At 64.1% G+C, this 21,075-nt stretch carries 22 protein-coding genes and 1 tRNA gene; 9 read left to right on the top strand and 14 right to left on the bottom strand.

Annotated features, from left to right (window positions below; genetic code table 11):
- The first annotated feature begins 54 nt into the window (after positions 1–54).
- The 8 genes from RMN99_RS13695 (at position 55) to RMN99_RS13660 (ending at position 8,238) form a co-directional block, all read left to right on the top strand.
- Entirely contained in the window at positions 55–1,002 is a 948-nt protein-coding gene (locus RMN99_RS13695) for a 2-oxoglutarate and iron-dependent oxygenase domain-containing protein (RefSeq protein WP_309623881.1), read from the top strand.
- Positions 1,003–1,089: 87 nt separating this feature from the next.
- Entirely contained in the window at positions 1,090–2,694 is a 1,605-nt protein-coding gene (locus RMN99_RS13690; RefSeq protein ID WP_309623880.1) for an EAL domain-containing protein, read from the top strand.
- Between the two features lie 39 nt (positions 2,695–2,733).
- Entirely contained in the window at positions 2,734–3,546 is an 813-nt protein-coding gene (dapF, locus tag RMN99_RS13685; RefSeq protein ID WP_309623879.1) for a diaminopimelate epimerase, read from the top strand.
- Between the two features lie 2 nt (positions 3,547–3,548).
- A complete protein-coding gene (locus RMN99_RS13680) occupies positions 3,549–4,721 on the top strand; it encodes a MiaB/RimO family radical SAM methylthiotransferase (RefSeq protein WP_309623878.1) in 1,173 nt (390 codons plus the stop codon).
- Positions 4,718–5,641 carry a signal recognition particle-docking protein FtsY gene (gene ftsY, locus RMN99_RS13675; protein ID WP_309623877.1) on the top strand — a complete coding sequence of 308 codons (924 nt, stop codon included), beginning with the start codon at positions 4,718–4,720 and terminating at the stop codon, positions 5,639–5,641. Before RMN99_RS13680 ends, ftsY begins: the two co-directional genes overlap by 4 nt.
- The gene (locus tag RMN99_RS13670; protein ID WP_309623876.1) at positions 5,641–6,306 is read left to right on the top strand and encodes an inner membrane-spanning protein YciB; all 666 of its coding nucleotides are present in this window, start codon (positions 5,641–5,643) and stop codon (positions 6,304–6,306) included. Before ftsY ends, RMN99_RS13670 begins: the two co-directional genes overlap by 1 nt.
- Positions 6,307–6,419: 113 nt before the next feature.
- Positions 6,420–7,007: a urate hydroxylase PuuD gene (locus RMN99_RS13665; protein ID WP_309623875.1), complete on the top strand. Its 588-nt coding sequence runs from the start codon at positions 6,420–6,422 to the stop codon at positions 7,005–7,007.
- A gap of 82 nt (positions 7,008–7,089) precedes the next feature.
- Entirely contained in the window at positions 7,090–8,238 is a 1,149-nt protein-coding gene (locus tag RMN99_RS13660) for an aminotransferase class I/II-fold pyridoxal phosphate-dependent enzyme (RefSeq protein WP_309623874.1), read from the top strand.
- A gap of 51 nt (positions 8,239–8,289) precedes the next feature.
- Here the strand turns inward: RMN99_RS13660 and RMN99_RS13655 are convergent, their stop codons facing one another.
- The 10 genes from RMN99_RS13655 to RMN99_RS13610 form a co-directional block, all read right to left on the bottom strand.
- Positions 8,290–8,472, bottom strand: a complete 183-nt coding sequence (locus tag RMN99_RS13655; RefSeq protein ID WP_309623873.1) for a hypothetical protein — start codon at positions 8,470–8,472, stop codon at positions 8,290–8,292.
- A 407-nt stretch (positions 8,473–8,879) separates the two neighbouring features.
- A complete protein-coding gene (locus RMN99_RS13650) occupies positions 8,880–10,838 on the bottom strand; it encodes a potassium transporter Kup (RefSeq protein ID WP_409035256.1) in 1,959 nt (652 codons plus the stop codon).
- An 80-nt stretch (positions 10,839–10,918) separates the two neighbouring features.
- Positions 10,919–11,566, bottom strand: a complete 648-nt coding sequence (locus RMN99_RS13645; protein WP_309623871.1) for a tetratricopeptide repeat protein — start codon at positions 11,564–11,566, stop codon at positions 10,919–10,921.
- A complete protein-coding gene (locus tag RMN99_RS13640) occupies positions 11,566–11,973 on the bottom strand; it encodes a cytochrome c-type biogenesis protein (protein ID WP_309623870.1) in 408 nt (135 codons plus the stop codon). The genes RMN99_RS13645 and RMN99_RS13640 overlap by 1 nt, the downstream gene beginning before the upstream one ends.
- Positions 11,970–12,530 carry a redoxin family protein gene (locus RMN99_RS13635; RefSeq protein ID WP_309623869.1) on the bottom strand — a complete coding sequence of 187 codons (561 nt, stop codon included), beginning with the start codon at positions 12,528–12,530 and terminating at the stop codon, positions 11,970–11,972. The genes RMN99_RS13640 and RMN99_RS13635 overlap by 4 nt, the downstream gene beginning before the upstream one ends.
- Positions 12,527–14,470: a heme lyase CcmF/NrfE family subunit gene (locus tag RMN99_RS13630; RefSeq protein WP_309623868.1), complete on the bottom strand. Its 1,944-nt coding sequence runs from the start codon at positions 14,468–14,470 to the stop codon at positions 12,527–12,529. The genes RMN99_RS13635 and RMN99_RS13630 overlap by 4 nt, the downstream gene beginning before the upstream one ends.
- The gene (ccmE, locus tag RMN99_RS13625) at positions 14,467–14,925 is read right to left on the bottom strand and encodes a cytochrome c maturation protein CcmE (protein ID WP_309623867.1); all 459 of its coding nucleotides are present in this window, start codon (positions 14,923–14,925) and stop codon (positions 14,467–14,469) included. The genes RMN99_RS13630 and ccmE overlap by 4 nt, the downstream gene beginning before the upstream one ends.
- Positions 14,922–15,062: a heme exporter protein CcmD gene (gene ccmD, locus RMN99_RS13620; protein ID WP_309623866.1), complete on the bottom strand. Its 141-nt coding sequence runs from the start codon at positions 15,060–15,062 to the stop codon at positions 14,922–14,924. Before ccmD ends, ccmE begins: the two co-directional genes overlap by 4 nt.
- Complete coding sequence (ccmC, locus tag RMN99_RS13615) at positions 15,055–15,741, bottom strand: heme ABC transporter permease CcmC (RefSeq protein ID WP_309623865.1); 687 nt, start codon at positions 15,739–15,741, stop codon at positions 15,055–15,057. Before ccmC ends, ccmD begins: the two co-directional genes overlap by 8 nt.
- Before the next feature lie 124 nt (positions 15,742–15,865).
- Positions 15,866–15,942, bottom strand: a tRNA-His gene (locus tag RMN99_RS13610).
- A 199-nt stretch (positions 15,943–16,141) separates the two neighbouring features.
- Here RMN99_RS13610 and RMN99_RS13605 point away from each other — a divergent pair.
- Complete coding sequence (locus RMN99_RS13605) at positions 16,142–16,471, top strand: PilZ domain-containing protein (RefSeq protein WP_309623864.1); 330 nt, start codon at positions 16,142–16,144, stop codon at positions 16,469–16,471.
- 77 nt (positions 16,472–16,548) lie between these two features.
- Here the strand turns inward: RMN99_RS13605 and rpmE are convergent, their stop codons facing one another.
- The 4 genes from rpmE to bamA all read right to left on the bottom strand — a co-directional run bounded on the left by rpmE (position 16,549) and on the right by bamA (position 20,859).
- Entirely contained in the window at positions 16,549–16,776 is a 228-nt protein-coding gene (gene rpmE / locus RMN99_RS13600; protein ID WP_309623863.1) for a 50S ribosomal protein L31, read from the bottom strand.
- Positions 16,777–16,949: 173 nt separating this feature from the next.
- On the bottom strand, positions 16,950–17,423 hold the full coding sequence (fabZ, locus tag RMN99_RS13595) for a 3-hydroxyacyl-ACP dehydratase FabZ (RefSeq protein ID WP_309623862.1): 474 nt from the start codon (positions 17,421–17,423) through the stop codon (positions 16,950–16,952).
- 17 nt (positions 17,424–17,440) lie between these two features.
- The gene (locus RMN99_RS13590; protein WP_309623861.1) at positions 17,441–18,178 is read right to left on the bottom strand and encodes an OmpH family outer membrane protein; all 738 of its coding nucleotides are present in this window, start codon (positions 18,176–18,178) and stop codon (positions 17,441–17,443) included.
- The gene (bamA, locus tag RMN99_RS13585; RefSeq protein WP_405029558.1) at positions 18,178–20,859 is read right to left on the bottom strand and encodes an outer membrane protein assembly factor BamA; all 2,682 of its coding nucleotides are present in this window, start codon (positions 20,857–20,859) and stop codon (positions 18,178–18,180) included. The genes RMN99_RS13590 and bamA overlap by 1 nt, the downstream gene beginning before the upstream one ends.
- Between the last annotated feature and the right edge of the window lie 216 nt (positions 20,860–21,075).

The following is a 21,075-nucleotide window of genomic DNA, read 5'->3' as shown; positions in this document are numbered from 1 at the left end:
CTTTGAAACCGTCTATGCAAGCCCCATAGCAACCCAATCACGGACCCGTCCACAATGGTACTCGATAAACTCCCCGTCCTTTCACTGGCTGACGACAAGGCCCATTTTGCGCAGGAAATCGGCAACAGTTTCAAGATGTTCGGCTTTGCTCTTGTCAAAGACTTTGATATTGACCGCGGGCTGATCGCGCGCGCCTGGAAGCTTTCCGAACAGTTCTTCGCGTTACCCGAGGCGGAAAAGCGTGCGCTTCACAATCCCGCCATCGCCGGGGCGCGCGGCTATACCCCGTTCGGGGTCGAGATCGCCAAGGATGCCAAGGCGCACGATCTGAAGGAATTCTGGCACGTCGGGCGCGATCTGCCCGCAGGCAGCCCCTTGGCCGATGCCTCGATGCCGCCCAACGTCTGGCCAGCCCGGCCGGACGATTTCCGCGAGGTATTCAGCGAGCTCTACCGCCAGTTTGATGCCACCGGCGCAACGATCCTGTCGCGCATCGCGCTCTACCTGGGCCTTGATGAACACTGGTTCGATCCGGCCATCGAGGATGGCAATTCGGTGATGCGGCTGCTGCACTATCCGCCGCTTGAAGGGATCGAGGGCGAGGCAATCCGCGCCGGGGCGCACGGCGATATCAACCTGATCACGCTGCTGCTGGGCGCCGAGGAAGCGGGGCTTGAACTGCTGACCACGCAGGGTACCTGGCTCGATGCCTCGCCGCCCGAAGGCGCGCTGGTGATCAATGTCGGCGATATGCTGGAACGGCTGACCAACCATATGCTGCCCTCCACCATCCACCGGGTGCGCAATCCTGATGCGGCGCGGGCCCGGTTCAGCCGCTATTCGATGCCCTATTTCCTGCACCTGCGCAGCGATTTTCCGATAACCACCCTGCCGCAATGCGTCACACCTGAAAATCCTGATCGCTATCCCGATGCGATCCTGGCGGATCACTTCCTGCAGCAGCGCCTGGTGGACATCGGGCTAAAGAAAAAGGGCGCTTAACCCAATTTTCAGCCCTTCGTGCGATCCCCGTGCTGCAATCGTCAGGGGGCTCGCACGATGCGGGATGGCTGGAATGTTGTTGGCGCTGTGCGCGCACGGCTCGGTAATCCCGGGCGCGATGCTTTGGTGCTGACGATTACCTTCGCCGCCATTGCCCTGTTCGTCCACCTTGCCACCGCGGTTATTCCCACCGCGATCGGCGCGGCAGCCGGATCTGCCCAAGGGCCTGACCTTGCGCTGGCCAATGCCCTGGTACTCAACGTGGCGCTGATCATCTTCGGTTGGCGCCGTTACCGCGACTTGACCGGCGAACTGGCGGCGCGGCGCACGGCCGAAACCGCAGCGCTTGGCCTGGCCGATCGCGACCCGCTGACCCAGTGCCTCAACCGCCGCAGCATCGCGGCGCACTGCGCCAGCCTGGCGGCCACCGCGCGCGAACGGCGCGAGACGCTGGCTTTCGTGATGCTCGATCTCGACCGGTTCAAGCAGGTCAACGATACCAACGGCCATGCCGCTAGCGATGCCTTGCTATGCGCCGCCGCCGCGCGGATTCGCGTGCTGTTGCCCGCCGAGGCTCTGCTTGCGCGGCTCGGCGGTGATGAATTTGCCGTGGTCGTTCCTTGTGCTCCCAACCAGCGCACCGTGATCGAACGGCTGACCGAGAGCATAATCGCTGCCATCGCCGAACCGGTCGCGTTCGAGGATACCGATCTTGAAACCTCGATGTCGGCCGGGATCGTGCTGGCCGAGCCCGATTGCGCGGAAGACCCGCAAGTGCTGCTGCACCGCGCCGACATGGCAATGTACCATGCCAAGCGCACCGGGCGCAACGCGCTGGCCTGGTTCGAACCAAGCATGGAAAGCGATCTCAAGCTGCGCTCTGCAATCGAAACCGGCATCCGCCGCGGCATTCCCGCAGGCGAATTTGTGCCGCATTATGAAAAGCAGATTGATCTCGAAACCGGCGAAATCAAGGGCTTCGAAATGCTCGCGCGGTGGAATTCGCCCACCCTGGGTCGGATCACTCCCGATGTCTTCATCCCGATTGCCGAAGAATTGGGCCAGATCACCGAGCTTTCGGAAAGCCTGATCCGCCAGGCGCTGCGCGATGCACAGAAATGGGATCCGAAGTTGACCTTGTCGGTCAACATCTCGCCGGTCCAATTGCGCGATCCGTGGTTTGCCCAGCGCTTGCTCAAGCTGCTGGTCGAAGCCAATTTCCCGCCCGCGCGGCTGGAAATCGAAGTGACCGAGAGCTGCCTGCACGAAAATGTCGCACTGGTCCGCTCGCTGATCACCAGCCTCAAGAATCAAGGGGTAAAGGTCAGCCTCGACGATTTCGGTACCGGTTACTCGTCGCTCTCGCAGTTGCGCAGCCTGCCGTTCGACCGGATCAAGATCGACCGCAGCTTCGTGATGAACCTGGTGGGCGACAAGGACAACGCCACCATTGTCCGCTCGATCATCGCACTGGGCGAAGGGCTGGGCCTGCCGATCACCGCCGAAGGGATCGAGAGCGAGGCTGTGCTGGCCGAACTGCGCACCTTTGGCAAATTCAGCGGCCAGGGCTATCTCTATGGCTTCCCCGAAAACGCCGAGAAAACCGCGGCCGAACTGGCCCAGCTCAATCTTTTGCTCGAACCTGCACCCGCGCTGGCACCCGCGCAGGCATCAACCCGCCGCCGCGCCTGACACTGGACGCCGCGCGCGCCAGGCAATAGAGCGCATGCGATGCGCTTACCCTTCATCAAGATGCACGGCCTCGGCAACGATTTCATCGTGATCGACGGGCGCGCGGCTGCGGTTCCGGTGATGACCGCGCGGCTGGCTGCGGCGCTGGCCGATCGCCACACCGGGATCGGCTGTGACCAGCTGATCGTGCTTGGCCCTTCGGACCTGGCCGATGTCCAGATGCGCATTTTCAACCACGATGGCGGCGAAGTCGAAGCCTGCGGCAATGCCACCCGCGCGGTTGGACTACTGCTGGGCGTGCCGGCCACGATCGACACGCTGGGCGGACTGCTGTCGGTCGATCCCGGCGCTGATGGCGTGGCGGTTGATATGGGCGAGCCGCGCTTCGAATGGGACCAGATCCCGCTCGCTTACCCGGTCGATACGCACCACATGCCGGTGGCGTTCGAAACGCTGGAAAACCCCACCGCAGTGAATGTCGGCAATCCGCACGTGATCTTCTTCGTGCCCGATTGCGACGCTATCGAACTCGATCGACTTGGGCCTGTGATCGAGCACGACCCGCTGTTCCCCGAACGCGTCAACGTCAATGTCGCCACGATCAAAAGCCGCAGCCGCATCCGCTTGCGCGTGTGGGAACGCGGCGTTGGCGAAACGCTGGCCTGCGGCACCGGGGCCTGCGCAACCGCGGTTGGCGCGATGCGTCGCGGCCTGACCGAGCGCGACGTGACTGTGGCGCTGCCCGGCGGAGAACTGGCGATCGCCTGGACCGCAGCGGGCCGCATCACCATGACCGGACCCGCCAGCGAAAGCTTTCGCGGCAGCTTCGACAGCGCTGCGTTCGGAGCCTGAGCTTGGCGGTCGAAGTCATATCGCTGGGCTGCCGGATGAACCTTTCCGAAAGCGAGCGGCTGCGCGCGCTGCTGGCGGCTGAGCCCGATCTGGTCGTGGTCAACAGCTGCGCCGTGACCGCCGAAGCGGTGCGCCAGACCCGCCAGGCGATCCGCCGCGCGCGCAAAGCCCGGCCCGCTGCGCGCCTGATCGTTACCGGTTGCGCGGCCGAGGTTGAGCGCGATATGCTGGCGGCGATGCCCGAAGTCGATGGGCTGATCGCCAACACCGCAAAGCTCGATCCGCGCGCCTGGAATGTGCCGGCATTGCGGACGCCGGGCACGGCCACCCACACCCGCGCTTTCGTGACCGTGCAGAACGGCTGCGATCATGCCTGCACCTTTTGCGTGATCCCGCAGGGGCGCGGGGCCAGCCGCTCGCTGAGCGTGGCCGAAGTTGTGCGCGAAATCGGTCATCACCTGGCCGCTGGAGCCAAGGAAGTGGTGCTGAGCGGGGTCGATCTGACCAGCTGGGGGACGGACCTGCCTGGCGCACCGCGGCTTGGCCAGCTGGTTGAAGCCGTGCTGGCCGCCTGCCCTTCGCTGCAACGGCTGCGGCTGTCCTCGGTCGACGGGATCGAGATCGATCCGCTGCTGTTCGAACTGATCGCGGGTGAGGCCCGCGTCATGCCGCACTTGCACTTGTCCTTGCAGCACGGCGATGATCTGATCCTCAAGCGGATGAAGCGCCGTCATTTGCGCGGCGATGCGGTGGCGCTGGTCGCAGCGCTCAAGGCGCGGCGCCCGGACATCGCGATCGGCGCCGATCTGATCGCCGGATTTCCGACCGAGGACGATGGCGCCCACGCCGCCAATCTTTCGATCATCGCCGAGCTCGATGTGGTCCACGGCCATGTCTTCCCCTATTCGGCCCGCCCGGGCACGCCGGCCACGCGCATGCCGCAAAACCCACCCGCATTGATCAAGGCCCGCGCGGCTGAGCTGCGCGCCGCCGTTGCGGCCCGTCGCGCGCGCTGGCTGGCCCGGCAGCTTGGCCGCCCGCTCGCGGTGCTTGCAGAGCGCGACGGAACCGGCCATGCGCCAAACTTCGCCCGGGTGGCGCTGCCGCCCGAAACCTGTGCCGGAACGATCGTGAACCACACCCCCACCCATATCGCCGAAGGGCTGCTGGCATGAGCAGCGAGAGCTGGAGCGACCGGCTGCTCGGTGGCTTCAAAAAGACCTCCGAGCGGCTTGGCGAAAACCTGTCGGGGATCGTCGGCAAGACGCGGCTCGATGATGGCCAGCTCGATGCGCTGGAAGATGCGCTGATCCTCTCGGACCTTGGCCCGCGCGCTGCAGCACGGATCCGCGACAAACTCGCCGGGACCAGGTTTGAGCGCGGGGCTGACGAAGCGGCGATCAAGGAAGCCGTGGCGGGCGAGCTCGCCGCAATCCTGCGCCCGGTGGCCAAGCCGATCGATGTGGTGGCCTTCCCGCGTCCGCAGGTGATCCTGGTGATCGGGGTCAACGGATCGGGCAAGACCACCACCATCGCCAAACTGGCGCACTATTTCCAGGAGCTGGACTATTCGGTGATGCTCGCCGCGGGCGATACCTTCCGCGCCGCCGCGATCGAGCAGCTGGCGGTCTGGGCGGACCGGGTCGGGGTAGAACTGGTGCGCGGCCCCGAAGGCGGCGATCCCTCTGCCGTGGTGTTCGATGCGGTCAAGGCGGCCACCGACCAGGGGATCGACGCGCTGATCGTCGATACCGCCGGGCGGCTGCAGAACAAGCGCGAGCTGATGGACGAACTGGCCAAGATCCGCCGCGTGCTCGGCCGCCTCAACCCCGAAGCGCCGCACGATGTCGTGCTGGTGCTCGATGCCACAAATGGACAGAACGCCTTGCAACAGATCGAGATTTTCAAAGAAGTCGCCGGGGTTACCGGCCTGGTCATGACCAAGCTTGATGGCACCGCGCGCGGCGGGGTACTGGTCGCCGCAGCCGAGCAATACGGCCTGCCGATCCACGCGATTGGCGTGGGTGAGAAGCTGGATGACTTGCGCCCATTCGATCCCGATCTGGTCGCCCGCGTGATTGCGGGGGTGGCGTGATGACAACCGCTAAACCCGCAGCAAAACCCAAGGCCGGCTGGCTCAATATCCTGGTCGATTACGGCCCGGTGGTGGTGTTCTTCCTGGTCTATCGCTATTATTCGCCCAGCGACCACAACGACGCGATCGCCGAGATTGCGGCGGTGATCAAAAGCACCGCGGCGTTCATGGTTGCCGCAGTGGCCGCGCTCCTCGTTTCGCGGTTCTGGCTGGGCAAGGTCTCGCCGATGCTGTGGCTGTCGACCGCGTTGATCGTCGGCTTCGGCGGCGTCACGATCCTGCTGCGCGATCCGTTTTACATTCAGCTTAAACCGACCGCGATCTATCTGATGTTCGGTGCGGTCTTGCTGTTCGGCTGGCGGCGCGGGCAAGCCTATCTCAAGATGCTGCTTGAAGCCGCGTTTGAGGGGCTCAGCGATCCCGGTTGGCTCAAGCTATCGCGCAATTGGGGGCTATTTTTCCTGTTCCTGGCGGCGCTGAACGAGGTGCTGCGCCATTTCTACAATACCGAGAACGGCGGTTTTGGAACGTGGATCGCATTGAAACTGTGGGTTTTCATGCCGCTGTCGTTCCTGTTCACTTTCACCCAGTTGCCGATGCTGCTGCGTCACGGGCTGCTGGCCGAGGCTGAAGGCGAAGTCATCGCGGACCCGCCGCACGAATGAAAATCGGGCGTTACGGGCGTGACAAGGGGCCCTTAACGCGCAATAATGCCCGCGAGCGCCGTTTCTTCGGCGTACGGATCCATATTCAGAATTGACAAAATCAGGGGTAAGCAATGGCCAAGTTTTTCGGAAATCTCCATCTGGTGCTGCTCGCCGGCCTCGTGCTGACGCTGGCAGTCGCCTATCACTTCCAGGGTGCCTCTGACGGGGTGATCGCCATTGGCGGGGTCACGGTGCTCAGCTGGCTGCACGTCTTCTTCGGCATCGTCTGGATCGGACTGCTCTATTACCTCAACTTCGTGCAGGTGCCGACCATGCCGAAGATCCCGGCTGAACTGAAAGCCGGCGTAACCGGCTACATCGCCCCCAGGGTGTTATTTTTCTTCCGTTATGGTGCGCTGCTGACCGTGCTGACCGGCCTCGCACTGTCGATCATCAAGGGCTATGGCCACCGCGCGATGACCTTTGCCGGGGCCACCGCTTCTGAAAACCTGATTGGCCTTGGCATGTGGCTGGCGCTGATCATGGCCTTCAACGTGTGGTTCATCATCTGGCCGGCGCAAAAGAAGATCCTCGGGCTGGTCGAAGCCAGTGCAGAAGAAAAGGCAGCTGCCGCGCCGCGCGCGCTTTATGCCAGCCGCACCAACACGTTGCTCTCGATTCCGATGCTTTATTGCATGGTCAACGCCAACCTGGGCTGATAGAACCGCTTCATCACCGAGAGGCGCGGCGCTCCCACAAGGGGCGTCGCGCTTTTTGTTTGCCCATGCTAGGCGCGCCGTCATGACCGCAGCGATTGATCCTTTCAAGGCGATGTTCGTCTCGCAACTGGCCCATAAGATGGAGGCCGAGGGGCGCGACGTGATCCATATGGAATTCGGCCAGCCCAGCACTGGCGCGCCGCCCCGCGCCATCGCCGAAGCGCACCGCGTGCTTGATGCCGATGCCATGGGCTATTGGGAAAGCCAGCCGCTCAAGGCCCGGATCTGTGCGCACTATGCCGAAAAATACGGCACTGCGATCACGCCTGCGCAAATCATCCTGACCTGCGGGGCTTCGCCTGCGCTGGTGCTGGCGCTCAGCAGCGCTTTTGCCCCCGGCGCGCTTGTGGCGATGGCCCGGCCCGGTTATGTCGCTTACCGCAACAACCTCAAGGCGCTCCACATGGTGCCGGTCGAGATCGATTGCGGGGTTGAGCAACGTTACCAGATCAGCGCTGCAGCGATCGCCGCGCTCGATCCTGCGCCCGAAGGCGTGATTATCGCCAGCCCGGCCAACCCCACCGGAACGATCATCCCGCGCACCGAACTGGCGGCGATTGCTGCGGTCTGCCGGGAACGCGGGATCGTGGTGATATCGGACGAAATCTACCACGGCATTTCCTATGGCATGGCCACGCCCTCGGTGCTCGAGGTGATGCCTGAGGCCTGGGTGGTCAATTCGTTTTCCAAGTACTTTTCGATGGCCGGCTGGCGGCTCGGCTGGCTGGTTTCACCGCTGGAGGGTGTGGATGCCGCACGGGCACGGATGAGCAACCTGTTCCTCACGCCCCCAAGCCTGTCGCAGCATGCCGGGCTGGTGGCGATGGATTGCACCGACGCGCTGGAAGGCCATATCGCCACTTATGCGAAGAACCGCGAATTGCTGCTGGCCGCGCTCCCCGATCTGGGCCTGGCGCGCATCGCCCCGCCCGACGGCGCCTTTTACGTCTATGCCGATATTGGCGACTACACCGACGATTCGATGGCGTTCTGCAAGCAATTGCTGATCGATACCGGCGTCGCCACCGCGCCGGGGATCGATTTCGATCCGGAGCGCGGCCACCGCTTCATGCGCTTCAGCTTTGCCGTATCGACGCCGTTGATCGAGGAAGCGATCCGCCGCCTGAAGCCTTGGTTTGCCGAACGCAATCGGGGTCAGCGTAGCGCGTAAGCGGCAAGCCGGGCGGCACGACGCTGCGTACCGCCCGGCCGTTCCTAGGACTTAATGACTGGCCGGAGCGTGACCCTGATGGTCTTCGGCCCCCTTCTTTTCGTCACAGCAGCCCTTTTCGTCTTTCTTTTTCTCGCAGCAGCACTTCTTTTCCATTGCTGCGGCCGGTTCGGCGGCAAAAGCTGCGGACGGCAAAGCGATTGCTGCCAAAGCAGCGATGAGAATGATCTTCATGTCTAGAACTCCAATTTAGCTTTTCAAAATTGATTGATTGATAAACACGCCGTCATCGTGGTGGCGGAGTGGCAACCTCAACAGAAAAACCGCAACCCTCAGTATTAGGCAACTTGAAGTGCACCGCTGGCGGAGCCTCAATCCCAGCATGCGCGGTCATCTCAGGCAGGTCGGCAAGACAGACCGACACGCAGACTGTCGGATTCGCATGCTTTTGCGGCGATGTATCATGGTGCATCCCCGCTCCGTCGCTGCAAGGCGCAGGCGCAGTCTGCTGCTGCGCCAGCGCCGGACAGGCCATGCCGCCAAGCGACAGCGCAAGCACGGCGGCAACAAGCATTCGGAAAGCCCGGTCAAGCATAGCGCACCAGCATAATCCGCTTTAACGCCGCCGCCCAGTCCACTCTTCAGATCTCCACCTGGCTGCCCAGTTCGACCACGCGGTTGGTAGGCAGGCGGAAGAACTCCATCGCGCTGGCGGCATTGCGCAGCATCCACGCGAACAGCTTTTCGCGCCAGATCGCCATGCCCGGCTTGGCCGAAGCGATCAGCGTCTGGCGTGAGAGGAAGAAGCTGGTCTTCATCATCTCGAACGGCCCCCCGCACATGTCGGTGCGTTTGAGCGTGGCGGGAACATCCGTTTCCTCAAGAAAGCCGAAGCGCAGCGTGATGCGGAAAAAGCCCTGACCCAGATCCTTGACCGAGCAGCGCTTTTCCTCGCTGACATAGGGCACGTCCTGGATCGCGACCGTCAGGATCACCACGCGTTCGTGCAGCACCTTGTTGTGCTTGATGTTGTGGAGCAGCGCCGAAGGGACGCCCGATGCGGCGCTGGCCATGAAGATCGCTGTGCCCGGCACGCGGGTGGCGCTGGAGTGCGCGCTTTTGGCGAAGACCTCCATCGGGATCGAACCTTCGGCCATGGTCTGGCGCATCAGCGAACGCCCGCGTGACCAGGTGGTCAACATGGTGAAAATGGCCGCTGCGATCGCCAGCGGCACCCAGCCGCCTTGCGGCACCTTGATCAGGTTGGCACCAAGGTAAGTCAGGTCAACCAGCAGGAACAGCGCGATCATCGGCAACCATTTCCAGATCGGCCATTTCCACAGGCTGATCAGCACCACGGTGAGCAGGATGGTGTCGATCGTCACCGCACCGGTCACCGCGATGCCATAGGCGGCGGCAAGGTTGCTCGATGATTTGAAGAACAGCACCAGCAGGATCACCGCGATCATCAGCGCCCAGTTGACCACCGGGATATAGATCTGCCCGGCCGCGGTCTCGCTGGTGTGCTTGATGCTGACCCGCGGGATGAAGCCCAGCTGCACCGCCATCTGGGTAAGCGAGAACGCGCCCGAAATCACCGCCTGGCTGGCGATGATGGTGGCCAGCACCGAGAGGATCACAACCGGCACGCGGATCATATCGGGGATCATCAGGAAGAATGGATCCTTGATCAGCCACACCGCCTGTTCGGGCGTCACGCTCATCACCATGGCGCCCTGGCCCATGTAGTTGAGCAGCAGGCACGGCAGAACGAACGACAGCCAGCTGATCCCGATCGGTTTGCGCCCGAAATGGCCCATATCGGCATAGAGCGCCTCGGCCCCGGTAACCGCGAGCACGACGCTGCCCATCGCGACAAAGGCGCGGAACCCGTCGGTGAGGAAGAAATTGAACGCGTTGAGCGGGTTGAACATCTCAAGCACCACGCTGGGCATCTTGGCGATATGCATCAGCCCCAGCCCGGCGAGCGTCAGGAAATAGACGATCATGATCGGGCCGAACAGTTTGCCAACCGAGGCTGTCCCGCGCGACTGGATTGCGAACAATCCGATCAGGATCGTCAGCGCTATGGGCAGAATATAAGGTTCGAACGACGGGCTGATATAGCTCAGGCCTTCGGTGGCCGAGAGCACCGACATGGCCGGCGTGATCATCGAATCGCCATAGAACAGCGCCGTGGCGAACACCCCCAGCAACACGAACGGCGCGGTCCAGCTGGCCCCTTCGGTCTTGCGGTTGATCAGCGCCAGCAGCGCCAGGCTGCCGCCTTCGCCCTTGTTATCGGCTTTCATGATGGTGAGAACGTATTTGAACGTCACCACGATCATCATCGACCAGAACACCAGGCTCAGCACGCCGTTGATGTGGACCGGATCGACCTTGATCCCCGGCGCGCCGTGGTGCGAGGCGAAGGTTTCGCGGAATGCATAGAGCGGGCTGGTGCCGATATCGCCGAACACCACGCCCACCGCGCCAATCGCCAGCGCGACCAGACCGCCTTTGGGATGGTGGCCGTGCGATGCCTGCTCTTCGGTTACGGCTTCGTCATCGGCCGTCCCCGCAGCATCGCTCCCGTCCATGTGAACCATTGAGATCAAATCCTTTTGATGGTCACCCGCGGGAGCCAAAACCAGCGCCTAGCACTTGGCGATTGGGCGGTCTAGCGCCGGGGCGGCGGCGTGCCCAGCCCGGCGATGAGCTGGTCCAGCCGCGCCAGACTTTCCGCCAATCCGGCGCGCCACGGTGCAGCCGGCGGCGTGCGTTCGAGCAATGCTGCCCAGGTTGCCCGCGCTTCATCGAGGCGCTCGTTCTGCGCCAGGGCCATGCCCAGAAAATAGGACGCTGCGGGATGCGCCGGATCGGCCGCTATCGCGCGGCGAAACGCCTCTTCCGCGGCCGGGGTCAGCACGCCATTGGCATGGGCCAGCAAATTTGTCCCCAGCGCCAGCCAGGCTTCGGCGCTGCGTGGCTGTTCTTCGGCGGCGCTCAGCGAGAGTGCAGCGGCGTCGCGGAACTGGCCCTTGCGGGTGTAGGCATCGGCCATGATCAGCAGGTTGCTGCCCGCCAGCGGATCGCCTGAAAACAGTTCCCGGCGCGCCTTGACCATGGCTTCGGCGCCCTGGGGCACGGCGGCAGCGGCACGCTTGGGCGCGCCGTTCAGATCGGGCCGCGCCTGCAGGGCAAACCCCGCCAGCCCGAACACCAGCGCCGCGGCCAGCGCCTCCCACGTCCGGCGCGGCGCTTTGAACACCGCGATCAGCGCGCCCAGGGCTGCCGCCGCCAAAGCCAACGCTACGAACCAGCCCATCACCCCTGCCCCTTCGCAAAGCGCCGGCGCAACACAAATCCGGCGAACAGCAGCATTACCAGCGGCGCCGCAAACAGCGGCCAGGTGCGGCTGTTGAGGATCGGCTCGAAGCTGACGTAATCGCCGTAGCGTTCGATCAGCCAGGCGCGGATTGCTTCGGGCTGTTCTCCGGCCTTGATCCGCAGCCGCACCTGATTGCGCAGATCGCCCGCAATCTGCGCATCGGAATCGGCGATCGACTGGCCCTGACATTGCACGCAGCGCAGCGTGTCCATCAGCGCGCGCGCCGCGGCTTCCTGCACCGGCGTTTCCAGCTGGACATAGGCATAGGGGGCCGGCGGCATCTTGTCGTCCGCTGCGGCAGGGGCTGCCAGCACCAGGGCAATGGCCAGGCCAAGGCGCTTCATGCCCCGGCTTCCTTCACGGCAGACAGGATCGCATCGATGTCCGCGCGCGACTGGATCACACCGATGTGCTGATAGCGGATCACGCCCTTGCCATCGATCACGAAGCTTTCGGGAACACCGGAAGAGCCGATTTCGAACTGGACGCGGCTGTCGTTATCCGCGCCGATGCGGCTGAACGGGTTGCCATGACGCCGCAGGAACACGGCAAGATCCTCAGGCCGGTCGCGGATCGCGATGCCGACCACATCGACCCCGGCGGCCTTAAGCGCGGCAAGCTGCGGTGCCTCAACCGCGCAGGGCACGCACCAGCTGGCGAAGAAGTTGACCAGATGGACCTTGCCATCCGCCAGATCGGCGTGCGCCAGCCCGGGCAGGCCCGCCGCGGCCGGAGCCAGGGTAAACTGCGGCATTGGCTTGCCCAACATGGCGCTGCGGATTTCGCGATCAGCCGGGCGCAGCAGCGCAACCATGACCACCCCGACAAACAGCGCGAACAGCCCGAGCGGGGCCCACAGCACCCAGCGGCTCGCAGCCGGTTTGATAGCTGGCGCGTTCATCGGCCCTGCTTCTTGCGGCGGAAGGCGATCTTGTCGATCGCGATGGTGCGCCGCAGATCGCTGGCTACCCGGCCCAGCAGCGCCAGCAATCCGCCCAGCGCGACCATCAGCCCGCCCAGCCAGATCAGGATCACGAACGGCTTCCACCACAGGCGCAGCTGCCAGCGGCCATCCTCGGCCTGCTGCCCCAGCACGACATAAAGCTGGCCGTTCCAGCGCGTTGACAGCGCGCTGTGATTGACCTGCTGCGGCGGGGCCCAGAATGCGCGGTCCTGCGGCGCCAGCTTGATCGGTGTGGCACCATCATAGCTGGCCTCGATCCCGGCCTCGAGCGCGGTCCAGTTGGGCCCGGCAACCGGGGCGATGCGCGCCAGCTTGATCTGCCACGGACCCACCGCCACCGTCTGGCCAACGTTGATTGCGATCAGCTTTTCGCGGGTGAAGGCACTGTCGGATGCCATGCCGATCAGCGCCAATCCAACGCCCAGATGCGCGGTGACCATGCCCCACAGCGGCAGCTTGGCGGTACGCAGATTGCGGCCGACCAGCGGCAGCATACTGGCCGGGATCAGCGCCGCACCCAGCCCCAGCCCCAGCGCGGAGAGCACCGAAACGCCTTGCGTCAGCGCGATCGCCGCCGCGCTGATTGCCGCGGCCAACGGCAGCCACAGTTTCCAGGTCAACCGGCTCAGCCGGTCACGCCGCCAGCCCAGCAATGGGCCGACGCACAGCACCAGCAGCATCGGCACGGCAAAGATTGCACTGGCAGCGTTGAAATAGGGCGGGCCAACAGAAACCCGCGCGCCCATCGCTTCGGCCAGCAGCGGATAGAGCGTCCCGACCAGCACGATACCCAGAATCCCGCTGAGCATCACGTTGTTGAACACCAGCGCGGTTTCGCGGCTGGCCAGGGCGAAGCGTTCGCCTTCGCTGATACTGGCGGCGCGCAAGGCGAACACGGTCAGCGCCGCGCCGATGTTGATCGCCAGCAGCGCCAGGATGAATTGCCCGCGCAGCGGATCGACCGCGAAGGCATGGACGCTGACCAGCACGCCCGATCGCACCAGAAAAGTGCCGACCATCGACATCGAGAAGGCGATCACGCCCAGCATCACCGTCCACGCCCGCAGCGCATTGCGCGCGGCCAGAACCGAGACCGAATGGAGCAGCGCAGTGGCTGCCAGCCACGGCATCAGGCTGGCGTTCTCGACCGGGTCCCAGAACCACCAGCCGCCCCAGCCGAGTGTGTAATAGGCCCAGTACGAACCCGCGACGATGCCCAGCGTCAGAAATATCCAGGCGCCCAGCACCCACGGCCGCATCGCCCGGGCAAAGGCGGGCGACACCTCACGCGTGATCAGCGCGCCAACCGCAAAACTGAACGCGATCGAAAGCCCGACATAGCCGATGTAGAGCGTCGGCGGATGGAACGCGAGACCCGTATCCTGCAGCAGCGGGTTGAGCCCCCGTCCTTCCGCCGGGACCGGATCAAGCCGGGCAAAGGGGTTCGACGCGATCAGCAGGAAGGCATAAAAACCGATGCTGACGAAGGCTTGTGCCGCCAGCGTGGCCAGCATCGCCGGTTCGGACAGGCGCCGTTCGAACAGCGCGACACAGGCCCCGCCCAGCGCCATGATCGACACCCACAGCAGCATCGAACCTTCGTGGTTGCCCCAGGTTGCGGCAAATTTGAACAGCAACGGCTTGAGGCTGTGCGAGTTTTCGGACACCAGCTTTACCGACAGGTCGGTTTCCAGAAAGACCCAGATCAGGCAGGCAAAGGACACGGCAACCAGTCCGCCTTGCACCGCGGCAACGCTGCGCACCACCGCGCCCAGCGGATTGTCCGCCCGCCGCAGCGTCACTATCGCGCCGACCAGTTGCAGCACGGCCAGCGCCGCCGCCAGCCACAGCGCAGCCAGGCCCAGCGTGGCGATCACTGGACGTTCTCGCCGGTCTTATGCGCCTGACTGTCAGTCATGTCCTTCATCTCGCGCGGCACGTACTTCTCGTCGTGCTTGGCCAGCAAGTTACCCGCCACGAAGGTGCCATCGGCGGCGCGCTTGCCCTCGGCGACCACGCCCGATCCTTCCTTGAACAGATCGGGCACGATGCCGCTGAAGCGTACCGGTACGCGGCCCTTGTCGTCGCTGACCATGAAGGTGATTGTCACGCCATCGGGCATGGTTTTGAGCGAGCCTTGTTCGACCATGCCGCCAAGGCGCACCGCGCGATCGGAAGCGGGCGGGCGGGCGGCCATTTCGCTGGGCAGATAGAAATAGCTGGCTTGCGAACGCAGCGCCCAGGCCGCCAGCAAGCCCGCGCCGATCAGCGCCGCCAGCGCGATCAGCACCAGCACCAGCCGCTGGTGTTTGGCCTTGATCCCGCCGCTCATTGTTCGCGGCTCCGGTCGCGGCGAGCTTCGGCGCGGCGCATCGCGGCCAGGCTGTGCCAGACCAGCGCCAGCGTTGCGCCAAGGCCAAGCCCGTAGGCCGCGATGATGAACGGCCAGTGGTTCAGTCCTTCACGCATCGGCCAGCTCGCTCGCCCGGCGGCGCAGCCGCGCCTCGGCTTGCATATCGGCCAGGATCGCCCGCGTCCGGGCCAGCACCACGCCGCCGAAAATCAGCGAGAAGCCAAGCGTCGCCGCCAGCAGCCCCCACAGGAACGCGGGCGCCATCGTGCTTTGCCCCATGCTGATCGAGGGCGGCTGGTGCAGGCTGTTCCACCACAGCACCGAATAGTGGATGATCGGGATGTTGACCGCGCCGACCAGCCCGAAAATCGCCGGCAGCCGCGATCCGCCAGCACCGTCGCGGCCCGCGGCATCGGCCAGCGCCAGATAGGCGCAATAGAGCAAGAACAGCACCAGCATGCTGGTCAGCCGCCCGTCCCACACCCACCAGGCACCCCAGGCGGGCCGGCCCCACAGCGAGCCGGTGAGCAGGCAGATCGCGCTGAACACCGCGCCCGGCAGCGCCACCGCGCGCGCCGCGATCCCGGCCAACGGATGGCGCCAGACCAGTTCGGCCAGACTGGCAATCGCGATCGCGCTCCACCCGCCCATGCCCAGCCATGCGGCCGGCACGTGGATGAACAGGATGCGCACCGAATCGCCCTGTAACTGCTCAGCCGGCGCACCCAGCAGGCCCCAGGCCGATGACGCCAGCGCCAGCACCAGCCCGGCAATCAGCAACGGGCCGGTCAGCAACCGGGCTAGACGCAGAAATCGGGCAGGATTGGCAAAGCCGTGCATGCAACCCACTTGGAGAGGGCGAGAATCGCCGCTCGCTTTGGCAGCCGCCCCCTGTTGCGGCAAGTGGTAAAGAGGGAAATGGGGCGATCGATGGGTTTCGAACCCACGACCTCCGGTACCACAAACCGGCGCTCTAACCAACTGAGCTACGATCGCCACGACAGCGGCAGTTAACCTGCCATACGCTGCGGCGGGCGCATTTGCACATGGCGCAGCGGATGGGAAGCGAAAACTGCGACGGCGGTGCGTGCGGCGTCCTGCCATGCCGCGCAGCATCCCTGCCAAAGCCGCAGAATTTGTTAATCATTTCTGTCTACGAAAACATGGTTTCTTTGCGTAGAAGGGGTTCGCATCGATGAGTGCCAAGCGCAAACCGGCGCGGCTTGAAGCCGAACAGGCCAGGCCCAACACGCGGCGCGCTTCGCGCCGGATCAGCGAAGCGGTGGCCACCGTACGCAGCACCCACGGCCATCGTAGCCGGGCGCGTTTGCGCGACATTTCGGTGTTCGGCTGCAGCCTTGCCTGCGATGCCGATTGGCTTCGCACCGGCATGTTCATTTCGGTCGAAGTGACCAGCGACTGGACGATCCAGGCGGTGGTGCGGTGGGCCCGCGACGGGATCTGCGGGGTCGAATTCCTGCGCCCGATCAGTGATGCCGACGCGCGCGCGCTCGGCGCCGAATAGAACCACCTGAAAGCGGGTGACACACCAAAAAGGGCAGCCTGTCAGGGCCGCCCTTTTTGCTTGGCATCGCCGGACGCTTAGCCCTTCTTGAGCGAAAGCCCGCCGAAACGCTTGTTGAACTGGGCAACGCGGCCGCCCTGATCGAGCTGGCGGGTGCCGCCGGTCCAGGCCGGGTGCGAGGTGGGATCGATTTCCAGCACCAGCGTGTCGCCTTCCTTGCCCCAGGTCGAGCGGGTTTCGAACATGGTGCCATCGGTCATCTGCACCTTGATCGTGTGATAGTCGGGATGTCCTTCGGCCTTCATCGGATCAGTCTTTCGCTATGGCCGGTTCCGACCGGCCTGAATTAGAAGCGGCGCGCATAGCGGTGCCGGAACGGTTTTGCAAGTCACTTGGCCACCCCCAGCCCCTCCCGCATGCGGGAGGAGAGCGAGACTTGCCGAACCGAAGGTGAGGCTAGTCTCAGCGGGGTGGGTCTTTAACTCGGCGCATCCGCAATCATCGCCGTGAACTGCACTTCGCAGGTCACCTTTCCTTCAATCTCGGCGCGGCCCCAGAATTTGCACACGCGTGAGCGCTTCTGGATGAACCCGGCCCGAAGATCGAGCAGCACGCCAGGTTCCACCGGTGCGCGGAACTTGGCTTCCTCGATCGCCATGAAATAGACCAGCTTGCCGGTGCCGGCGAGCTGCAGCGTTTCGATTGCCAGAATTCCGGCCGCCTGCGCCAGCGCCTCGATCTGGAGGACGCCGGGCATGATCGGACGGCCAGGGAAATGGCCCTGGAAGAAGCTCTCGTTGAAGCTGACCGCCTTGATCGCGTGAATCTCGCCATCGGGGACCAGCTCCACCACCCTGTCGACCAGCAGCATCGGATAGCGATGCGGCAGTGCCGCCAGAATCTGCGGAATGTCGTACGTCAGGCTTTGCGCCGCCTTGGCTTCCTCGCTCACGTCTGCCCCCAGCCGCCTTAGCGGCCTTCGGGCTGCGGACCGGCCGGACGCGGCGCAGGCGCCGGCTGGCCAGCGGCGGGCGCCGCCTGCGGTGCGCGCTGCTGCTGCTGGGCCTGTTGTTCACGCACTTCGCGCGGCACCCAGCCCTGCGGCGGCTTCACCTGGACGCCTGGCACCAGGATGTTGAGTTCCTGGACGATCGCGGCCGACACATCATAAGCGGGATTGGCGAAATAGACCGAGCCCGGCGTCAGCAGCAGCGAGATGCCGCGCTTGTTCAGTACGTTCTGCACCGCTTGCGGCAGCTTGTCGGTGATCTGTTCGATGATGTAAGCTTCCGAAAGATCGACCGGCGCCATCATGCGTTTGATTTCTTCCTCGCCCAGCGCGCGAACCTTCTGGATCTGGTTCACTTCGGCCTGCAGCGTGGCTTCGGGCTTCTTGGCCGTTCGATCGGCGTTGAACTGGGTGATCAGGCGGGTCAGTTCGGCATCGATCTGCCGGGCGCGGGCCTGGGCCGCATCGATCACCTGCTTGTACTGCACGGCACGGTTCTGCATCGCGTCGCGATAGGCGTTCGAACCGAACACCACCGCCTGCAGATCGGCAACACCGACCCCGGGAACGATCGCGGCGCGCGGCGCAGCGGGCGCGGCAGCCGGGGCGGCGGCAGGACGTGTCTGCGCAATCAGCGGCTGCGACAAAAGCGACAGGGCCAGCGCGATGCCGCCGGCAAGCTTGAGGGACTTGGTCATCAGAATTGGGTTCCTACGTTGAACGTGAAGGCCTTGGTGTCATCACCTTCGACCTTGGTAATCGTCTGGGCAAAATCGATCCTGAACGGACCGAACGGCGAATTCCAGTTGACCCCGATGCCCACCGAAATGCGCGGCTTGGGCGAATTGCCGACAAAGATTTCCTGGAACGGCGCAACGCTCGATCCGATCGGGCTATTGTTGGCACTGGTCAGGCAGGCCGGCGGCGCGGTGTTGACCGCGTTGGTCGAAACCGACGTGGCGGTCGGCGTGCAGATCGTGCCGACCAGCGTGGCCGCATCGATCTGGGTGTAGATCGGTGCCCCGCTGGGATCGCGGCTCTGGATGAAGGTACCGCCCGGGAACGGGCTGTTCTGCAGCTGCGGACTGCGCACGCCCCATACCGCGCCCACATCCATGAAGATCGACGGACGCAGGCCCAGCTCGCGCGCGCCCGAACCCAGCGGGATTTCAAGCTCGGCGTGGCCAAGGTAGTAGAAGCGGCCGCCCAGCGCGTCATCGACCACCTGATCGCGGTCGGTAACAATGCGCGGGCCGCCATTGCCATCATCAACGATGAACTGGCGGATCACGCGCGGGCCAACGCCGCGGATGTCAAACCCGCGGATCTGCGGTTCGCCGAGCTGGAAACGGTCGGTCAGGCGCACGTCATCGATGCCGAGCAGCGGATCGCCGAGGTGGTTAAGCGGCACGATAGCGCCGCCTTCGGCGCGCAGCGAGAAGATGAAGCCGCCGCCAACCGGGAAATACTGGCCCACGTTGCCGCGGAAACGCACGTATTTCACCGAGCCGCCCAGCCCGGCAAATTCGGTCGAGACCGAGGCCATCCGGCCGCGGGTCGGCCGCACGCGGTTATCGAGCGCATCGTAGACGAAAGTCAGCCCGAGGATCGAGCTGGTGCGCTTGCCGATCGCATCGCACAAGTAGCGCCCGGCCAGCAGCGGATCGCACTGCAGCGTGCCGTTCTGGCGGGTCGAATAATACTGGCTCTTGTCAACCGACACGTCATCATAGTTGAGCGTGTAGCTGGCAATCGCCGAGACATATTCGGTCACCGGCACGCCCGCACGCACTTGCAGCCCGGTGGTGGCCTGGCGGAAGATCGTGTTGCGGTTGTTGTTGTAGTAGTTGAAGCTGTTGAGATCGCGGCGATAGATGTTCACCCCCAGCGACACGTTGCGATCGAACACATAGGGTTCGGTGAAGCTGATGTTGGCCTGCTTCGAATACTGTGAATAGCCCAGATCGAGCCCGATCGTCTGGCCGCGGCCGCGGAAGTTGCGCTGTTCGATCGAGCCCTGGAAAATCAGCCCTTCAAGGCTGGAATAGCCGGCCGAAAGCTGCAGCTGCCCGGTCGGCTTTTCTTCGACATTGGCTTCCAGCACGATCCGATCGGGGGCTGAACCGGGCTTCTGGTCAACCTCGAACCGCTCCTGGAAATAGCCCAGCGAATTGATCCGCGCGGTCGAGCGCTTGACCTGCAGCGAGTTGAAGGCGTCGCCTTCGGCCAAGCGAAACTCGCGGCGGATCACCTTGTCCTGGGTCAGCGTGTTGCCGTTGACGTCGATCCGTTCGACGTAAACGCGCGGCGCTTCGGCAATCTGGAAGGTCAGCGACATCGTCAGATTGTCTTTGCTGCGGACATATTCGGGCCGCACATCGGCAAAGGCATAGCCGAACGCACCCAGCGTATCGTTGAGCTTGTCGATCGTGTCTTCGACCAGCTTGGCGTTGTACCAATCGCCCTTCTTCATCGGCAGCTGGGTGGCCAGCCGGTCGCCATCGAAATCGCGCAGCTGGCTTTCCACCTTCACATCGCCAAAGCGGTAACGCGGGCCTTCTTCGACCACATAGGTGAGGATGAAATCCTTCTTGTCGGGCGTCAGTTCGGCCACGGCAGAGACGACGCGAAAATCGGCATAGCCCTGAGTCAGATAGAACTGACGCAGCTTCTGCTGATCGAACGCCATCCGGTCAGGATCGTAAGTCGTCCCCGACGAGAAAAAGCGCGAGAAGCTGGCCTGCTTGGTGTACATTTCACCGCGCAGCGCGTTGTCCGAAAAGGCATCGTTGCCGATGATGTTGATCTGGCGGACCTTGGACTTGGGCCCTTCGTTGATCTCGAACACGATGTCGACGCGGTTCTGGTCGAGCATCACCATCTTGGGTTCGACGCTGGCCGCAAACCGCCCCTGGCGCTTGTACAGTTCGATGATCCGCGAAACGTCGGCGCGGACCTTGGACCGGGTAAAGATCTGGCGCGGCGCCAGCTTGATTTCGGGGACGATCTTCTCGTCCTTGATGCGCTTGTTGCCTTCAAGGATGATGCGGTTGATGACCGGGTTTTCCTTCACCTCGATCGTCACCACGCCGTTCGCGTTGGTGATTGCGACATTGGCGAACAGTTCGGTCGCGAACAGGTCCTTCACCGCCTGATCGGCGGCGGCCTGGCTATAGGGCTGGCCGACGCGCAGCTTGACGTAAGAGCGGATCGTATCGGGCTCAAGCCGCTGCGAACCAGTCACGTTAACGGCCGTGATCGTCTCGCCCGCCGCGGGCGCGGCCACAGGTGCCGACGCGGGGGCCGCAGGCGCGGACTGCGCCTCGACCTGCCCGGACAGACCGGCCAGCACCGTGCTGGCCATCAAGGCCACGACCATCCGGCCATGCCGGCGTGCGATAGGGGAAGTCTGGTCGGGGCGATCAGTTTTAGGCACGGTTGTTCCCGTCAAGATGTGCTGGTGCTGGCAGCCTGCGGAATCGGACCGCGGGCCAGGCAAAGGCGTAGCGTCGCCCTCTGCCCCATGCGCTCCGTCCGATCAAGCAAAGTTGCTGCCACCTTCCGCAGTTTTGGTCACTCCGGACCCGGTGATGCG

Source organism: Novosphingobium sp., assembly GCF_031417815.1.
In the GTDB taxonomy this organism is placed as follows: Bacteria; Pseudomonadota; Alphaproteobacteria; order Sphingomonadales; family Sphingomonadaceae; genus Novosphingobium.
This window is presented reverse-complemented; position numbering and strand designations above follow the sequence as displayed.

Coding starts and splice junctions, on each gene's coding strand:
- RMN99_RS13695 (WP_309623881.1), top strand. CDS start 55: ATGGTACTCGATAAACTCCCCGTCCTTTCACTGGCTGACGACAAGGCC.
- dapF (WP_309623879.1), top strand. CDS start 2,734: ATGCGCTTACCCTTCATCAAGATGCACGGCCTCGGCAACGATTTCATC.
- ftsY (WP_309623877.1), top strand. CDS start 4,718: ATGAGCAGCGAGAGCTGGAGCGACCGGCTGCTCGGTGGCTTCAAAAAG.
- RMN99_RS13670 (WP_309623876.1), top strand. CDS start 5,641: ATGACAACCGCTAAACCCGCAGCAAAACCCAAGGCCGGCTGGCTCAAT.
- RMN99_RS13665 (WP_309623875.1), top strand. CDS start 6,420: ATGGCCAAGTTTTTCGGAAATCTCCATCTGGTGCTGCTCGCCGGCCTC.
- RMN99_RS13660 (WP_309623874.1), top strand. CDS start 7,090: ATGACCGCAGCGATTGATCCTTTCAAGGCGATGTTCGTCTCGCAACTG.
- RMN99_RS13655 (WP_309623873.1), bottom strand. CDS start 8,472: ATGAAGATCATTCTCATCGCTGCTTTGGCAGCAATCGCTTTGCCGTCC.
- RMN99_RS13650 (WP_409035256.1), bottom strand. CDS start 10,838: ATGGACGGGAGCGATGCTGCGGGGACGGCCGATGACGAAGCCGTAACC.
- RMN99_RS13645 (WP_309623871.1), bottom strand. CDS start 11,566: ATGGGCTGGTTCGTAGCGTTGGCTTTGGCGGCGGCAGCCCTGGGCGCG.
- RMN99_RS13640 (WP_309623870.1), bottom strand. CDS start 11,973: ATGAAGCGCCTTGGCCTGGCCATTGCCCTGGTGCTGGCAGCCCCTGCC.
- RMN99_RS13635 (WP_309623869.1), bottom strand. CDS start 12,530: ATGAACGCGCCAGCTATCAAACCGGCTGCGAGCCGCTGGGTGCTGTGG.
- ccmE (WP_309623867.1), bottom strand. CDS start 14,925: ATGAGCGGCGGGATCAAGGCCAAACACCAGCGGCTGGTGCTGGTGCTG.
- ccmD (WP_309623866.1), bottom strand. CDS start 15,062: ATGCGTGAAGGACTGAACCACTGGCCGTTCATCATCGCGGCCTACGGG.
- RMN99_RS13605 (WP_309623864.1), top strand. CDS start 16,142: ATGAGTGCCAAGCGCAAACCGGCGCGGCTTGAAGCCGAACAGGCCAGG.
- rpmE (WP_309623863.1), bottom strand. CDS start 16,776: ATGAAGGCCGAAGGACATCCCGACTATCACACGATCAAGGTGCAGATG.
- RMN99_RS13590 (WP_309623861.1), bottom strand. CDS start 18,178: ATGACCAAGTCCCTCAAGCTTGCCGGCGGCATCGCGCTGGCCCTGTCG.
- bamA (WP_405029558.1), bottom strand. CDS start 20,859: ATGGTCGTGGCCTTGATGGCCAGCACGGTGCTGGCCGGTCTGTCCGGG.